Origin of the sequence: Jeotgalibacillus salarius, assembly GCF_004405125.1 — a bacterium.
GTDB lineage: Bacteria > Bacillota > Bacilli > Bacillales > Jeotgalibacillaceae > Jeotgalibacillus > Jeotgalibacillus salarius.
In genome coordinates, this window is the sequence record NZ_SORX01000007.1 from 56,665 (window position 1) to 72,418 (window position 15,754).

Consider the following 15,754-nt stretch of genomic DNA (forward strand, 5'->3'; position numbering starts at 1 on the left):
TTATGCATGAACTTGAAGTTTTCTTACATCTGTGAATTTACCTTCGACTGCAGCAGCTGCAGCCATAGCTGGACTGACAAGGTGTGTTCGTGATCCCGCTCCCTGCCTGCCTTCAAAATTACGGTTAGATGTAGACGCACAACGCTCGCCGGCTGGTACGATATCATCATTCATCGCAAGGCACATGCTGCAGCCCGATTCACGCCACTCAAAACCTGCATCTTTGAAAACCTGATCCAGCCCTTCCTCTTCTGCTTTCATTTTTACTGTGAAAGAACCCGGTACAACAATGGCTGTAACATTTTCGTGTACTTTTTTACCTTCAATGACTTTAGCAGCTGCTCTTAAATCTCCAATACGGGAATTCGTACATGATCCAATGAAGACATGCTGGATTTCAATATCTGTAATTGGCATTCCTTCTGAAAGATCCATATATTCGAGCGCCTGTTTTAACTCTTCTTGTTTAGCAGGCTGGGCAAAGTCTTCAGATCTTGGGACTGAAGCAGAAATGCCTGATCCCATTGAAGGATTGGTGCCCCAGGTAACAAATGGTTCTATTTCATCTGTATGAATCGTCAGTGTCCGATCATACACTGCACCTTCCTCGGAAGCGTAGCTGAGCCATTTCTTTTTCAACTCTTCATACTGCTCTGCCGGAACGTGCGCTCGGTTCTTTAAAAATTCAGCAGTTTTTTCATCTGGGCTGATTAATCCTGCCCGTGCCCCTGCTTCAATTGACATGTTACATACAGTCATACGTTCTTCCATCGACATTTTTCTAATTGCATCACCAGTATATTCCACAATATACCCTGTTCCTGCATCGACGCCGAATTTCGAGATAATCGCAAGAATGACGTCCTTAGCTGTTACGCCGAAGCCAAGTTCACCTTCCACTTTAATCTCCATCGTTTTCGGTTTAGATTGCCAGAGCGTTTGAGTCGACAATACGTGTTCTACTTCGCTCGTTCCAATCCCGAATGCCAGCGCACCAAATGCACCATGAGTTGAAGTATGACTGTCTCCACACACAATTGTTTTGCCAGGCTGAGTCAGACCCAGTTCCGGACCAATTACGTGAACAATCCCCTGATCAGGATGATGCATATGAGCGAGAGGAATGCCAAACTCTTTACAGTTATCTGCAAGTGTATTCATTTGCTGTTGTGACACCGGATCTTTGATCACTTCACGATTTTTCGTTGGGACATTATGGTCCATTGTGGCGAAGCTTAAATCCGGGCGCCTTACTTTTCTATTCTTCAATCTCAAACCTTCAAAAGCCTGCGGTGAAGTTACTTCATGAATCAGGTGCAGGTCAATATAGAGAAGATCCGGCTTTTTTTGCTCTTCATGCACGATATGATCGTTCCAAACTTTTTCAATAATCGTCTTCGCCATAAGACTGTTTCCCTCCTCACTTATACATAAGCAGACAAGATATGATCTGATACCAGTTCTCTTTCAAGTTCTTCAATGACCTTTTCCACAAAGGCAGAAGTTGTCAGTACGCGATGCCCTGACTTTTGAACATCTGTCGTGCAATAACCATCATCAAACACACTGTATACAGCTGTTTCAACAGCAAATGCTTCTGTCTCCATTCCAAATGAATACTTTAACATCATTGCTACGGATAAAATTGCTGCTGAAGGGTTGGCAATATTCATACCGGCAATATCAGGTGCTGATCCGTGGACCGGTTCGTATAAGCCAAACCCGTCTGAACGAATACTTGCTGAAGGCAGCATGCCCAGCGAGCCGGTCAGAACAGACGCTTCATCACTTAAAATATCACCAAATAGATTTTCTGTTACGATGACATCGAAAGAAGCTGGCTGAGTGATCAGTTTCATTGCTGCAGCATCAACCAATAGATGTTCTACTTCCACATCCGGGTATTGCGCTTTCTTTTCTTCTACAACTTCTCTCCAAAGCTTGCTCGTTTCCAGCACATTCGCTTTATCAACTGAAGTAACCTTCCCTTTTCTAAGACGTGCCAGTTCAAATCCCTGTTCAACGATCCGCTCAATTTCTTCACGGGAATACGTAAGAGAGTCAACAGCACCATTGTGCGTTTTTCTCTTTGGTTCGCCAAAGTAAAGGCCTCCAGTCAATTCCCTGACGATCATCATGTCAACACCTTTTGACAAGTGATCTTTCAGTGGTGAAGCTTCACTCATTCCCTTGACTGCTTTAACAGGTCTCAGATTAGCGAATAGACCAAAGTGTTTTCTAATTTCAAGTAAGCCTTTTTCGGGGCGAAGTGCTGAAGGGTTTTGATCCCACTTTGGACCTCCTACTGCACCGAGTAAAACTGCATCACTTTTCTCACAAACTTCAATGGTTTCTTTAGGCAGAGGATTTCCTGTCTGATCAATAGCAATTCCACCAATTAGTCCTTTTTTAACCTCAAATGTATGGTCAAATCTCCGTCCAACTGACTGGAGAACTTTTACTGCTGCCTCTGTTACTTCCTGTCCTACTCCGTCTCCATGCAGAACTGCTACTGTTTTTTTCATGATGGTTCCTCCCCTTTGCTATACAGTTTTTGCGTATGATTTTTTGCTTTCATTAACCAGCTGGCGGTTTATTGCATTCAGATAAGCTTTTGCTGAGGCTTCGAGCACATCCTGTGCAACATCGCGTCCGGTAACTGATTTTCCATTATAAGTCATGTTTACAACAGCTTCGCCCAGTGCATCACGACCTTTACCAATTGAGGTTACCCGATAATCGAGCAGATGGACTGTTCCTTTCACAAGACGTTCCAGCGTATTACAAATGGCTTCAACACTGCCTGACCCAGTAGATGCTTCCTGCAGCAAGTCACCATCCGGCGAAATGACTGAAACTGAAGCAGTAGGAATACTGCCATTACCATATTGAACCTGAACGGATTTCAGTTCGTATACCGGTACATCTTCTTCCTGAATCTGCTGATCTGTCAGCAATACATACAGGTCATCTTCTGAAATTTCCTTCTTTTTATCAGCAAGCACTTTGAAATTTTTAAATGCCTCATTTATCTTTTCATCACTTAATTCAAACCCGAGTTCAATTGCTCTGTTTTTAAATGCGTGGCGTCCAGAATGTTTACCAAGCACAAGCTGAGTGGAATTTTCACCAATTAATTCCGGCGTAATAATTTCATAAGTTGTGCGCTCTTTCAGCATGCCATCCTGGTGAATACCCGATTCATGAGCAAATGCATTCTTACCGACTACTGCTTTGTTTGCCTGAATCGCCATGCCTGTTAACTGACTGACAAGCTGACTCGTACGCTTAATCTCATCCAGTTTCACATCGGTTCCAAAAGTGAACTTGTCTTTCCTGATGTGAAGTGCTACCGCCAGCTCTTCAAGAGCAGCATTGCCTGCGCGTTCACCAAGTCCGTTAATCGTTCCTTCAACCTGATCTGCACCATTTTCAATCGCAGCGATCGTATTGGCTACCGCCATGCCAAGATCGTTATGGCAGTGCGCTGAAAGCTTAACGCGATCAATGCCTGGTACATTTTCCTTCAGGTGTCTGAACATTGCTCCATACTCTGAGGGTGTAGCATACCCCACAGTATCAGGCAGGTTGATCGTTGTAGCACCTGCTTTAATGACTTCTTTTACAACTCTTATCAGGAATTCAGGGTCTGATCTGAAAGCATCTTCAGCTGACCACTGTACAAGTGGAAATTTTTTCTTGGCATGTTTTACTGATTCAACTGCAATTTCCACTACCTGATCAGGTGTTTTCTTCAATTTATGGGTCATGTGAATTGGTGATGTGGCCAGAAAAATGTGAATATGCGGCTGTTCACCATACTTGAGTGCTTCCCAGGATGTGTCAATATCACTTTTCACTGATCTGGCGAGTCCAGTAATGATTGAGCCTTTAACAGTCTGTGCGATTTTCTTTACTGCTTCGAAATCACCTTGTGATGAAGCAGGAAATCCTGCTTCAATCACATCAGCGTTAAACCGTTCAAGCTGCTTGGCGATTTCAAGCTTTTCAGCTGTATTCAAATTGATCCCTGCTGACTGTTCACCGTCTCTCAGCGTTGTATCAAAAACATCAATTTTTCGCACTCGCAACCACTTCCTTCTGTTTTTCTTTTCCTGCTTTAACAAATGGCATCATGCTGCGCAGCTCTCTACCCACCTTTTCGATCTGATGTTCGTTTTCACGATTTGCAATTGCAGTGAACTCCGGACGATTCAACTGATTCTCAAGCAGCCAGCCTTTAGCAAACTTACCGTTCTGGATATCAGTCAGGATATCTTTCATCCGTTTCTTAGTATCTTCATCAACTACTCGTGGACCTGAAACAAAGTCACCCCACTGAGCTGTGTCAGAGATAGAGTATCTCATCCCGCTCATTCCATCTTCATACATTAGATCCACAATCAATTTCAGCTCATGTAAACATTCGAAGTATGCTAGTTCAGGCTGATAACCTGCTTCTACCAGGGTTTCAAAACCGGCTTTAACTAATGAAGTAAGTCCTCCGCAAAGAACTGCCTGTTCACCGAAAAGATCTGTTTCAGTTTCTTCTTTAAATGTAGTTTTCAATACACCGGCACGCGCACTGCCAATTCCTTTTGCGTATGCAAGGGCAGTTTCTTCAGCATGTCCTGATTGATCCTGATACACTGCGTATAATGCAGGGACACCAGCTCCAGATTCAAAAGTTCTGCGAACAAGGTGTCCAGGTCCTTTCGGTGCTACAAGAAATACATCTACATCAGCCGGAGGAACAATCTGATTGAAATGAACGTTAAAACCGTGTGCGAAAACGAGTGATTTGCCAGCGCGTAATCCCGGCTTAATTTCTTCTTCATATACTTGTGTCTGTCTTTCATCAGGAAGCAGGACCATTACGATATCCGCTTCTTCCGCTGCATCTCTTACTGTTTTCACTTCAAGTCCATCCTGCTCCGCCTGGTCCCATGACTTACCTTTTCTAACACCTACCACTACGTTATGTCCTGTGTCTTTCAGGTTTTGTGCGTGAGCGTGACCTTGAGATCCGTATCCGATTACTGCTACTTTCTTTCCTTCTAGTGAGCTGTTGATGTCCTGATTGTAATAAACTTTTACCATGATAAATTCCTCCAGTGTTTGTTTGAGATTTTAGTTTGTTTATTTAACGTTGATCCTCTCCGTGGAGGACTTCGCTTTCTGCCATCTGGCGGTGAGCCTCCTGGGCCGGGAGTCTATATCCTCCACTCCAGGATTCAACTGAGATTAAATGTCCTTAGATATGATCTTTAAAATGTTTTCTTATAAAATTGATAATTGCTGAGATGGTGTTTTTTGATTTTCTCTGACAAAGGATGTTGCACCTGTTCTTGTCATTTCCTTTATGCCATATGGTTTGACCAGATCAATGAATGCTTCCACCTTTTCCGGGTCACCGGTCACCTGGACAGTGATGACATTTTTACTCATATCAATGACAGTTGCTCTGAAAGGCTCTATGATGCTCGTGATTTCACTTCGCACAGCCGGCGGTGAAAGAATTTTGATCAGTGCGAGTTCTCTTGTAACAATCGCTTTGTCTGAAATATCATTTACTTTTAATACATCGATTTGTTTTTGCAGCTGCTTTAACAGCTGTTCAAGCTTTCTTTGATCTTCGACGTGTACGACGAACGTCATTTTTGAAATTCCGGGCTGTTCGGTGTGTCCTACTGTAATACTTTCAATGTTGAACTGTCTTTTCATTAATAACCCTGTTACCCGATTCAGCACACCGCTTTGATTGATCACGGTTGTTGTAATTATGCGCTTCATCATTTCACCCCTAACATTTCATGCAACCCTTTTCCTGGCGCAACCATCGGGTACACATTTTCGATCTGTTTTACCCGGCAGTCGATCAGCACCGGTTTATTGGATTGTAATGCTTTTTTAAATACCTCATCTGCTTCATCCAGGCTGCTAACTTTATACCCTTCCAGGTCGTATGCCTGAGCAAGCTTTACAAAGTCTGGCTGAGACGGCATTAACGACTGTGAATATCTTTCCTGATAAAAAGTCTCCTGCCACTGACGAACCATTCCAAGACACTGGTTATTTAAAATAACAACTTTTACAGGGATCTGACTTTCCTGAAGCAGCGAAAGTTCCTGAAGCGTCATTTGAAATCCTCCATCACCGGTGATTGCTACTACTGTTTCATTCGGCTTGGCAAGCTGTGCACCGATCGCGGCTGGAAAACCAAAGCCCATCGTGCCCAGTCCGCCTGAAGTCACCCAGTGATCAGGGTGGTTAAACTTGTAATACTGTGCTGTCCACATCTGGTGCTGACCGACGTCTGTTGTGACAATCGCATCTCCTCCAGTATGCTTGTGGATCATCTCAATCGCTTCCTGTGGTAAAATTCCTTCTTCTTCATTTTTATAATGAAGTGGGAATTCCTGTTTCATTCCATTCAAATGTGCTGTCCAATCCCCGATTCCTTCTGTAACTACTCCAAGTTTTAGCAGTGCCTGAATCGCTTCTTTTGCATCTGCAACAATCGGAATATCAGTAGGAACGTTTTTGCCTATTTCTGCCGGATCGATATCAATATGAATGATCTGAGCGTTTGGTGCAAAGTGTTCAAGATTTCCAGTTAAGCGGTCATCAAATCTTGCACCAATGTTGATAAGTAAATCACATTCACAGATTGCCATGTTGGCTGCATAAGTTCCATGCATGCCCGCCATTCCAAGAAATTGAGAATGCTCTCCATGAATCGTACCAAGCCCCAGCAAAGTATTCGTAACCGGTAGACCAGTTTGTTCTATAAAAGAGGTAAACTCTTTAGAAGCTTTCGCATGTAGTATCCCTGCCCCTGCAAGCACGAGTGGCTTTTCTGCTTTTTGAATTGCCTGAGCCACTTTCTGAATCTGCAGAAAATTCGGTGTAGTAGTAGGCTGGTAACCCGGCAGATTCACTTCATTCTGTTTTACATCTGCCTTTGTAAATATTTCATTTGAAACGTTTTTCGGAATATCCACTAATACTGGACCCGGTCTGCCTGTCGAAGCAATATGAAATGCTTCATGAATGATTCTCGGAAGATCATTAACATCTTTAACCTGATAATTATGCTTTGTGATCGGCTGAGTAATCCCGACGATATCCGCTTCCTGGAATGCATCAGTTCCGATCACTGCACTGGCGACCTGTCCGGTAAATACAACGAGCGGCAGTGAATCCATCATAGCGTCAGCAATCCCTGTCACAAGGTTTGTAGCTCCGGGACCGGATGTTGCTATGACCACGCCCGCTTTACCTGACACTCTTGCATATCCTTCAGCTGCATGGATTGCTCCCTGCTCATGTCTGGCAAGAATATGAGGAATCGGGTTTTTGTATAGTGCATCATAGATTGGCAGCACTGCTCCTCCGGGATAACCAAAAATCATTTCTACACCTTCGTTTTGAAGGGATTGAATAAAAATATCTGCTCCCTGAACCGCCTGCTTTTCTACATCACCGCCAAGTGCCTCTGCCTGCTTTGCATTTACTTGCACACTCATTGAAACATGCCTCCTTCAATTCCTTTTATTAACAAATAAAAAAGTCTTTCAAACCCATACAAAAAGATACGTGATCCTTTGTATAGGGATGAAAAACTTTTCATGGTACCACCCTACTTCGCAGCATAAGCTGCCTCATGAACAGAAACTCTGTTCTTTGATAACGAACAACTGAATGTCCGTGAACACCTACTGAAAATTTTCAGTGTCCCACTCCGAGGGGATGTCGTACACAGCGGGCTATATCGGGTTCCACCTATCCCGACTCTCTGTAAAAGCCCCTTGCTGCATACTTTAACCTCATCAATGATTTAACGTATAATTGCTTTAACTCACAAAAGCGAATAGATAAAATTAACCAGCGTTTAATGCTGAATTATATACTTTCACACCATCTTTTATGACTAATTCTCTAAACGAATCTAATAAATCATTTGTAATTTCTCCTGGAACACCTTTTCCAACTACCCGTCCATCTACCTTAACAACTGCGATCACTTCTGCTGCAGTACCTGTTAAGAAGACTTCGTCAGCCACATATACATCGTGCCTTGTAAACACTGCTTCTTCCATTTCATAACCTTTATCTTTAGCTAATTCGATAATTGCATTTCTTGTAATTCCTTCGAGCGCACCAACATAACCGGGTGGTGTTAGAATCCTGTTGCCTCTGATAATAAAAATGTTGTCAGCCGAACCTTCAGCAACATAACCTTGATCATTCAACATGAGCGCTTCAGGTACACCTGCGAGCCCTGCTTCAATTTTCACCAGTATATTGTTTAAATAGTTAAGTGATTTAACTTTGGGGCTCAGTACGTCTGAGCGATTTCTTCTGCTGGCCACTGTAACGATCTCAATGCCAGTTTCATAAAGCTTCTTCGGAAAAAGTGCTAAGGATTCGGCGATGACAATGACACTCGGCCTTTTACAAGTAAATGGATCCAGTCCAAGATTGCCAACTCCCCGTGAAACAACTAATCGGATGTAACCATCTTTCAAATTGTTCTTCTGCAGCGTTTCAATAATAATCTGCTGCATCTCCTCTTTCGTATAAGGGATCTCCAGCAAAATTGATTTTGCAGAATCATATAACCTGACCAGGTGTTCTTCGAGACGAAACACGTTGCCGTTGTAAGAGCGAATACCTTCGAAAACCCCATCTCCGTATAGAAAACCATGATCATAAACGGAGATCTTCGCATTATCCTTTGAAACGAATTCTCCATCTAAAAAAATTAATTGTTCACTCACCTTATTCACTCCTTCCATTGCTTGATCGTTGCCCGTAGGCTTGAATTGTTGACAATCATAACGCGGATATACAAGTCCGTCAACAGCCTAAATTCAAATTTTTAGACTAATTAGAATTTTTAAATAAAATGTATGCGTTTACATTGTTGATACCATGCATTTTTTTGCAGGATAAAATTTTTTTATTTTTTACACACCCATGTAAGATTTTTATCTGTAAATGCTTATATATAGGTGTCTTGACAACTGTTCATACATTTTATTTTACAATATTAGCGGAATTATTATTGATTATCATTGTATTCACTATTCCGGTTTAATATTCATCGTTATTCATTATGTTTTATTACCTTTATGCTAATTTCCGTTGATACATCAGAGATTTTAATGTTTTTCCGCGTTGAACAACTCCCCTAAACTTATACATTCATGTGTCAAATCCATTCAAAAAAAAGAACACCTGCTATGCAGATGTCCTTCGGTTATTATATGGTCCCCTTAGCCTGTTCTCTTCTCAATCTGACCTTATAGATGATCAGAATGAGCGCTGCGATAATCAGCCCTTCTGTAACTGGCAGAAAAACAGCCAGGAATGTCAGTACTGTACACCCGAGAATCAGGAAGAGATAAATTAAAGCTGATTTAAACAGCGGAAGTTTTTTTGCGAAGCCAAGCTTAAACACAACAATCGACAGTATCACAATTGTGAGGTATAGCATCCACATCCCTGTATCAGGGTTTGCTTCAACTCTGTACAACGCAGGAAAAAACGATAAGCGGTCTTCTACATTCACCATGAAGGCAGTCAGCTCCTCTTAATTAATTACCTGTTTCAGCGTACTTCTGTTTTTTCTGCGAACGCTCACGCTCACTCTTATCAAGAATTTTTTTACGGATTCTGATTGATTCAGGTGTAATCTCACAAAGCTCATCATCATTCAGATACTCTAATGATTCTTCAAGTGTCATCAGTCTTGCTTTTTTAAGCGTTGTTGTCTGTTCTTTATTAGCTGAACGGATATTATTAGCTGCTTTAATTTTCGTAACGTTTACAGTCAGGTCATTTTCGCGTGTATGCTCTCCAACAACCATTCCTTCGTAAACTTCTGTTCCAGGCTCGATAAAGATTGTACCGCGGTCTTCTACTCCAAGGATTGCATACTGGGATGCCTGTCCTTTATCCATAGAAACAAGTACACCGGCACGACGGCCACCTACACGACCCTGCTGCATCGGCTGATAAGTGTCAAACGTATGGTTAATAATTCCGAAACCTCGAGTGATTGTCATGAACTCTGTTGTATATCCAATTAATCCACGTGCAGGAATCATAAACACAAGACGGACTTGTCCGTTTCCGTTATTTACCATATCCAGCATTTCGCCTTTTCTGGCTCCCATGGATTCAATGATAGAACCAGTGTTATCTTCAGGAACATCAATTTGAACACGTTCAACCGGTTCACAACGTACGCCGTCAATTTCACGTACGATAACCTGAGGTTTAGAAACCTGAAGCTCGTATCCTTCACGTCTCATGTTTTCAATCAGTATAGACAGGTGAAGTTCGCCACGTCCTGATACAATCCACGCGTCCGGAGAATCAGTCTGATCTACTCGAAGACTTACATCTGTCTCGAGTTGTGCTTCAAGACGCTCTTCGATTTTACGCGCAGTTACAAATTTACCTTCACGACCGGCAAATGGACTGTTGTTTACTGAAAATGTCATTTGAAGTGTAGGCTCATCAATACGCAGAATCGGAAGTGCATCCTGATGTTCAATAGGACAAACTGTTTCTCCTACGTTAATATCTTCCATTCCTGATACGGCAATCAGATCTCCCGCTTTAGCTGATTTAATTTCTTCACGCTTCAGCCCAAAGAAACCAAATATTTTAGTAACACGGAAGTTTTTCACAGTTCCATCAAGTTTCATTAACGAAACCTGCTGGCCGACTTCGATTGTCCCTCTGAATACACGTCCAATCCCAATACGTCCAACGTAATCATTATAATCAAGAAGGGCGATTTGGAACTGAAGCGGATCAGTACTGTTGTCTATAGGTGCAGGGATGTTTTCTACGATTGAGTCGTACAGACACTCCATCGTTTCATCCTGCTGTTCAGGATCAAGACTTGCTGTACCATTTATCGCAGATGCGTAGACAACCGGGAACTCAAGCTGATCTTCATTTGCATCAAGCTCAATGAACAGGTTAAGAACCTCATCAATCACTTCTGCAGGACGGGCAGCTTCACGGTCAATCTTATTAACGACTACAATTGGTGTCAGGTTCTGCTCAAGCGCTTTTTTCAAAACAAAACGTGTTTGAGGCATACACCCTTCATAAGCATCAACAATAAGCAAAACGCCATCAACCATTTTCATGATTCGTTCTACTTCTCCGCCAAAGTCAGCGTGTCCTGGCGTATCAAGAATGTTAATACGTGTATCTTTATATTGAATCGCTGTATTTTTCGCAAGGATTGTAATACCACGCTCTTTTTCAATATCATTCGAGTCCATCGCACGTTCTTCCACATGCTCATTTGATCGATAGATACCAGATTGTTTCAATAGCTGGTCTACTAAAGTTGTTTTACCATGGTCAACGTGGGCAATAATTGCAATGTTTCGTAAATCTCGCCTTAAATTCGTCATTATTTCACTCCTGTTTATACGTACTAATCTTTTTCTAACTGTACTATTGTATCACAATAGGTGGAAATATAAAAACGAATTATGTAAAATGTTCGTATAGAGGAGGCTGACGATGAAAAACAATACGGTTTTTATACTGTTTGCATTTGCTGCTGTGATTGCAATGTCAGGGATTGGAATCGCGATTGCAGAACGCAGTGCATTAGGCGCAATCGTTTCAATAATCGGTGTTATTGCAGTATTTGGAATGGGCTTCAAGACTAAAAAACGATTTCGTGAACAAGCAGAAAATTAAACTTAAAACGTGCAGAATTTCCTGCACGTTTTAAGTTTAACCATTATAATTTACTTAAATATTTTTTTTGCACTTCACGGTGCACTGAAGGATTCCCTGCAAAAACAGGTGAATGGTTGACCATCGAAAGCTCACTGCCATTTAAATCCGTAACGACGCCACCTACTTCTTCAATCAGCACTTTTCCACCCGCAAAATCCCACGGTGCCAGTCTCATTGTGATATATCCATCAAGCCGGCCCGCCGCAATATAAGCAAGCTCTATTGCTGCAGATCCGTATGATCGTGTTCCGCGCACCCTATGTACTAGAGGTACAAAAACTTCATGATTAACTTTTTTATTGGGCACAAGCCAAGTTGCATTTAACGACAGAATAGCCTCTTCAAGTGGAACATCTTTAAGAGGAGAAAGCTTCTCACCGTTCAGATAGGCACCTTCATCTTTCTTTGCGTGGTAAAGATCATCAGAGACTACGTCGTAAATGTAACCGAGCATCCCTTTTCCTTCATGGTACACACCGATTGAGATGGCAAAGTTTCTTTGCTGGTGTACAAAATTCATTGTTCCGTCAATCGGATCAATAATCCATACTGTCCCTTCCATATCTGTAACCTGATCTCCGAATCCCTCTTCCCCCATTACTCTATGGTGGGGAAAAAGATCCTTTATTTTTTCGACAAATAGTTTTTCAATTTGTTTATCCATATTTGTTACTAAATCATTTACATTACTTTTTGTTTGTATTTTTAAAACTTCATCAAATGAATCAATGATTTCCTGCCCTGCTTCCTTAATTGAACTTTTGGCGAACTCATCGATCTCAAGCCAATTTTCTTCCATGGAACTACCTCCTATAAGAAACAACCATATTTAAACTGTATAAAATTTTAGTTCATATATCAAGAAAAGACATTACATAAGCAAGGCTAAGACGAACGCTTAACTTATAAGCGTTCGTCTTAGCCTTGCTTAATGTGATTATGATCTAAGAGTTTCATTTTGCAAATCCATCCAGTTCATTTATTTCATGACGAATGAGAGTAAGCTTTTCTTTCGTACTTTCAATATCCACTTTGTTTTCAAGTTCTATCGCCTCAAATAATACCGCCAATTCATAATCAAGTTCCAATCTAAGTACAGCGAGTCTCTCCTGGATATAGTCTCTTTTTCTGGTTACCTGGATCACTTGCTTCATACCCTTCCACTCCTCTCAAAATATTGTTATTAAAGCAGTTTATTCAATTCGAATCAGTTTATTCACAAAGAAGATGTGTGCTAGAATAAATTCAGTTTCAGGCGGCCTGTTATATGTATTATAGCCATTTTTAGCATGGCTCAAACTGATAAAACTTTTTAAAACACAATGGAGGGTTTGTTCATGTCTGGTTTTTTCAGCAAAGAAGATTTTGAAGTATTTAATATTGAAGGGTTAGATGAACGAATGGAAGGTATCCGCTCGCACATTCAGCCTAAATTTCAAGAGTTAGGCGATCAGACGGTTCCAGTGCTTTCTGAGCAAACTGGCGAAGACATGCATTTGCACATTGCCAGACATTTAAGACGTTCAGTTAATCCGCCTGATGATACCTGGATGGCAGCCGCACCGAGCAAAAGAGGATACAAGAAAATGCCTCATTTTCAGTTTGGTTTGTGGGGTGATCATTTATTTATCTGGACAGCATTTATTTATGAACTGCCTAGAAAAGAGAGTATTGCTAAAACAATGATCGAAAGTTTTGATGCAATCATGAAGGTATTGCCTGAAGATGGATCGATCAGTTCTGATCATACAAAAAAAGAAGCAAAAAAGATAAGAGAAATGAACGAAGGGGATATTTTACACGTACTTGAAAGATTTGAAAATGTTAAAAAAGCTGAGTTTCTGGCGGGCCGTCGGATAGCAGCTTCTGATGCAGTCGAATTAAGCAAAGAAGAATTAGTCGAACTGATTCTGCAAACCTGGACAGAACTTCTGCCACTATATAAGATAGGTACTCGTGTGCAGCAGGCAGTCTGAACCAATAAGTTGATGGAAGTGCAATTGCAAAGTCATGCACTTCCTTTTTTTATCTATTCATTGAAATTTTTTCGCCTTGAGCACTTTCTCTGGCTTTTTTCTGTGTTCTATATATTGAATATCCGCTCATTTCAAGAAATTCCTTATCGATTGTCTTTTCTTCAGCCTTTGAAGGAACAATTTCCTTGAAACGTTTGTAAAGATTCATGAATTCATCTCTTTCGATTGATTTTTCATAGGCTTTTTCAACCGATTCATAAAATTTTACCACGTCAATAATTTCCTCAGTTGACCAGTCCATTGAGAGCGGGTACTGATATTCCATCTGACAACTTCCTTTCTGTTCCACCCTGATTTATTTCTTTTTATGTGGTGAAATGCTATAATTTTTCTGTTATCCTTCTTTAGATAACAATACCGTTAATGAGGTGAATTTTCAATTGTCCAATACACCTTCATCCCTACTCAATGTAGAGAGAAAAGATCATGTTTTAACTCAAAATCATACACCATTATTCACAGGATTAAAGAAGCACGCAGAACGAAACCCGGTTCAGTTCCATATTCCGGGTCATAAAAAAGGAGCCGGAATGGACCCTGAATTCAGAGCGTTCGCCGGTGATAATATACTGTCCATCGATCTGATTAATATCGCGCCGCTTGATGACCTGCATCAGCCAAAATCACTCATAAAAGATGCCCAGGATCTTGCAGCAAAAGCGTTTGGTGCTGACCATACATTCTTTTCTGTACAAGGAACAAGCGGCGCTATCATGACAATGGTTATGAGCGTTTGCAGTCCCGGTGAAAAAATAATTGTACCCAGAAATGTTCATAAATCTGTCATGACTGCGATTGTTTTTTGTGGAGCAATTCCAATCTTTATTCATCCGGAAGTAGATAAAGAACTTGGTATTTCTCACGGCATTACACCGATTTCTGTTGCGCATGCGCTTGAACAGCACCCTGATGCTAAAGGTGTACTGGTTATCAACCCAACATATTTTGGTATTGCTGCAGATTTGAAAGAAATCGTAAAGATTGCTCACGCTCAACAAGTACCTGTATTAGTGGATGAAGCTCACGGAGTTCATATTCATTTTCACGACAGACTTCCAGCTTCTGCAATGCAGGCCGGCGCTGACATGGCTGCTACCAGCGTGCATAAATTAGGCGGTTCTATGACACAAAGTTCAGTACTAAATGTGAAAGAAGGGCTTGTATCACCAAAGCGTGTCCAAACGATTCTGAGTATGCTGACGACAACCTCGACATCATACCCTCTTCTCGCATCATTGGATACTGCCCGAAGAAGACTTGCAACTGAAGGAAAAGAATTAATTTCACAATCCATTGATTTAGCTGAAAGCATCAGGAAGCGCTTAAGCGCCATTGATCAAATCACATGTATTGGAAATGAGATTCTCGGTACTCCTGCGACCTACGACTATGATCCGACTAAAATTATTATATCTATTAAAGAATTAGGTATTACAGGTTACCAGGCTGAAGTGTGGTTAAGAGAACACTATAACTTAGAAGTTGAACTTTCTGATCTCTATAACATTTTGTGTATCGTAACACCGGGCGACACTCAGTACGAGGCTGATATACTGGTGGACGCAATGAATGCACTGGCAAGGGAATTCAGACACGATAGCAATGATCCTGTACCTGAAGTCTTTTTGCCTGACATTCCAGTATTGGCTGTTAGTCCACGGGAAGCGTTTTATGCTGAAACTGAACTATTGCCTCTGGATGATACTGCAGGAAGAGTATGCGCTGAGTTCATCATGGTTTATCCACCAGGTATCCCTATTTTTATACCGGGTGAAATTATTACTGAAGATAATTTGAAGTATATCCATGAGAATATAGAAGCCGGACTGCCGGTTCAGGGTCCGCAGGATGAAACACTAACAAAGCTCCGTGTGATTAAAGAGCACCGGGCGATAAAATAAAGGATGTAAAAAGCTAATGCCTAGTCATTAGCT

Annotated in this window: 15 protein-coding genes and 1 other annotated feature; of the genes, 3 read left to right on the forward strand and 12 right to left on the reverse strand. The window is 41.4% G+C overall.

The annotated features are described in order from the left end of the window. The 9 genes from leuC to typA form a co-directional block, all read right to left on the reverse strand. A complete protein-coding gene (gene leuC / locus E2626_RS12440; RefSeq protein WP_134382097.1) occupies positions 1–1,404 on the reverse strand; it encodes a 3-isopropylmalate dehydratase large subunit in 1,404 nt (467 codons plus the stop codon). 20 nt (positions 1,405–1,424) lie between these two features. Beyond that, complete coding sequence (gene leuB, locus E2626_RS12445; RefSeq protein WP_134382098.1) at positions 1,425–2,525, reverse strand: 3-isopropylmalate dehydrogenase; 1,101 nt, start codon at positions 2,523–2,525, stop codon at positions 1,425–1,427. Positions 2,526–2,543: 18 nt separating this feature from the next. Next, positions 2,544–4,085, reverse strand: a complete 1,542-nt coding sequence (locus E2626_RS12450; protein ID WP_134382099.1) for a 2-isopropylmalate synthase — start codon at positions 4,083–4,085, stop codon at positions 2,544–2,546. Then, positions 4,072–5,100 (reverse strand): ketol-acid reductoisomerase, encoded by a 1,029-nt coding sequence (gene ilvC, locus E2626_RS12455; protein ID WP_134382100.1) that lies wholly within the window; start codon positions 5,098–5,100, stop codon positions 4,072–4,074. Before ilvC ends, E2626_RS12450 begins: the two co-directional genes overlap by 14 nt. A gap of 180 nt (positions 5,101–5,280) precedes the next feature. After that, the gene (gene ilvN, locus E2626_RS12460) at positions 5,281–5,793 is read right to left on the reverse strand and encodes an acetolactate synthase small subunit (RefSeq protein ID WP_134382101.1); all 513 of its coding nucleotides are present in this window, start codon (positions 5,791–5,793) and stop codon (positions 5,281–5,283) included. Continuing rightward, a complete protein-coding gene (gene ilvB, locus E2626_RS12465) occupies positions 5,793–7,529 on the reverse strand; it encodes an acetolactate synthase large subunit (protein ID WP_134382102.1) in 1,737 nt (578 codons plus the stop codon). Before ilvB ends, ilvN begins: the two co-directional genes overlap by 1 nt. An 81-nt stretch (positions 7,530–7,610) precedes the next feature. Beyond that, positions 7,611–7,845: a binding site (T-box leader), on the reverse strand. Positions 7,846–7,883: 38 nt separating this feature from the next. After that, positions 7,884–8,783, reverse strand: a complete 900-nt coding sequence (ilvE, locus tag E2626_RS12470) for a branched-chain-amino-acid transaminase (protein WP_134382103.1) — start codon at positions 8,781–8,783, stop codon at positions 7,884–7,886. Between the two features lie 485 nt (positions 8,784–9,268). After that, a complete protein-coding gene (locus tag E2626_RS12475) occupies positions 9,269–9,580 on the reverse strand; it encodes a YlaH-like family protein (RefSeq protein ID WP_208528148.1) in 312 nt (103 codons plus the stop codon). Between the two features lie 22 nt (positions 9,581–9,602). Next, positions 9,603–11,447 (reverse strand): translational GTPase TypA, encoded by a 1,845-nt coding sequence (typA, locus tag E2626_RS12480; protein WP_134382104.1) that lies wholly within the window; start codon positions 11,445–11,447, stop codon positions 9,603–9,605. A gap of 112 nt (positions 11,448–11,559) precedes the next feature. On the opposite strand from typA, the gene E2626_RS12485 reads away from it, so the two are divergent. Then, positions 11,560–11,742, forward strand: coding sequence for a YlaF family protein (locus E2626_RS12485; protein ID WP_134382105.1), 183 nt, complete (start codon positions 11,560–11,562; stop codon positions 11,740–11,742). Positions 11,743–11,785: 43 nt separating this feature from the next. Here E2626_RS12485 and E2626_RS12490 read toward each other — a convergent pair whose 3' ends face one another. Beyond that, positions 11,786–12,583 carry an inositol monophosphatase family protein gene (locus E2626_RS12490; protein ID WP_134382106.1) on the reverse strand — a complete coding sequence of 266 codons (798 nt, stop codon included), beginning with the start codon at positions 12,581–12,583 and terminating at the stop codon, positions 11,786–11,788. 154 nt (positions 12,584–12,737) lie between these two features. Continuing rightward, positions 12,738–12,938, reverse strand: coding sequence for a hypothetical protein (locus E2626_RS12495; RefSeq protein ID WP_134382107.1), 201 nt, complete (start codon positions 12,936–12,938; stop codon positions 12,738–12,740). Positions 12,939–13,121: 183 nt separating this feature from the next. Here E2626_RS12495 and E2626_RS12500 point away from each other — a divergent pair, with 183 nt between their 5' ends. Then, positions 13,122–13,760: a YktB family protein gene (locus E2626_RS12500; RefSeq protein ID WP_134382108.1), complete on the forward strand. Its 639-nt coding sequence runs from the start codon at positions 13,122–13,124 to the stop codon at positions 13,758–13,760. 49 nt (positions 13,761–13,809) lie between these two features. Here E2626_RS12500 and E2626_RS12505 read toward each other — a convergent pair whose 3' ends face one another. Further along, on the reverse strand, positions 13,810–14,085 hold the full coding sequence (locus E2626_RS12505) for a UPF0223 family protein (protein ID WP_134382109.1): 276 nt from the start codon (positions 14,083–14,085) through the stop codon (positions 13,810–13,812). A 115-nt stretch (positions 14,086–14,200) separates the two neighbouring features. On the opposite strand from E2626_RS12505, the gene E2626_RS12510 reads away from it, so the two are divergent. Next, entirely contained in the window at positions 14,201–15,721 is a 1,521-nt protein-coding gene (locus E2626_RS12510; protein WP_134382204.1) for an aminotransferase class I/II-fold pyridoxal phosphate-dependent enzyme, read from the forward strand. Positions 15,722–15,754: the final 33 nt, after the last annotated feature.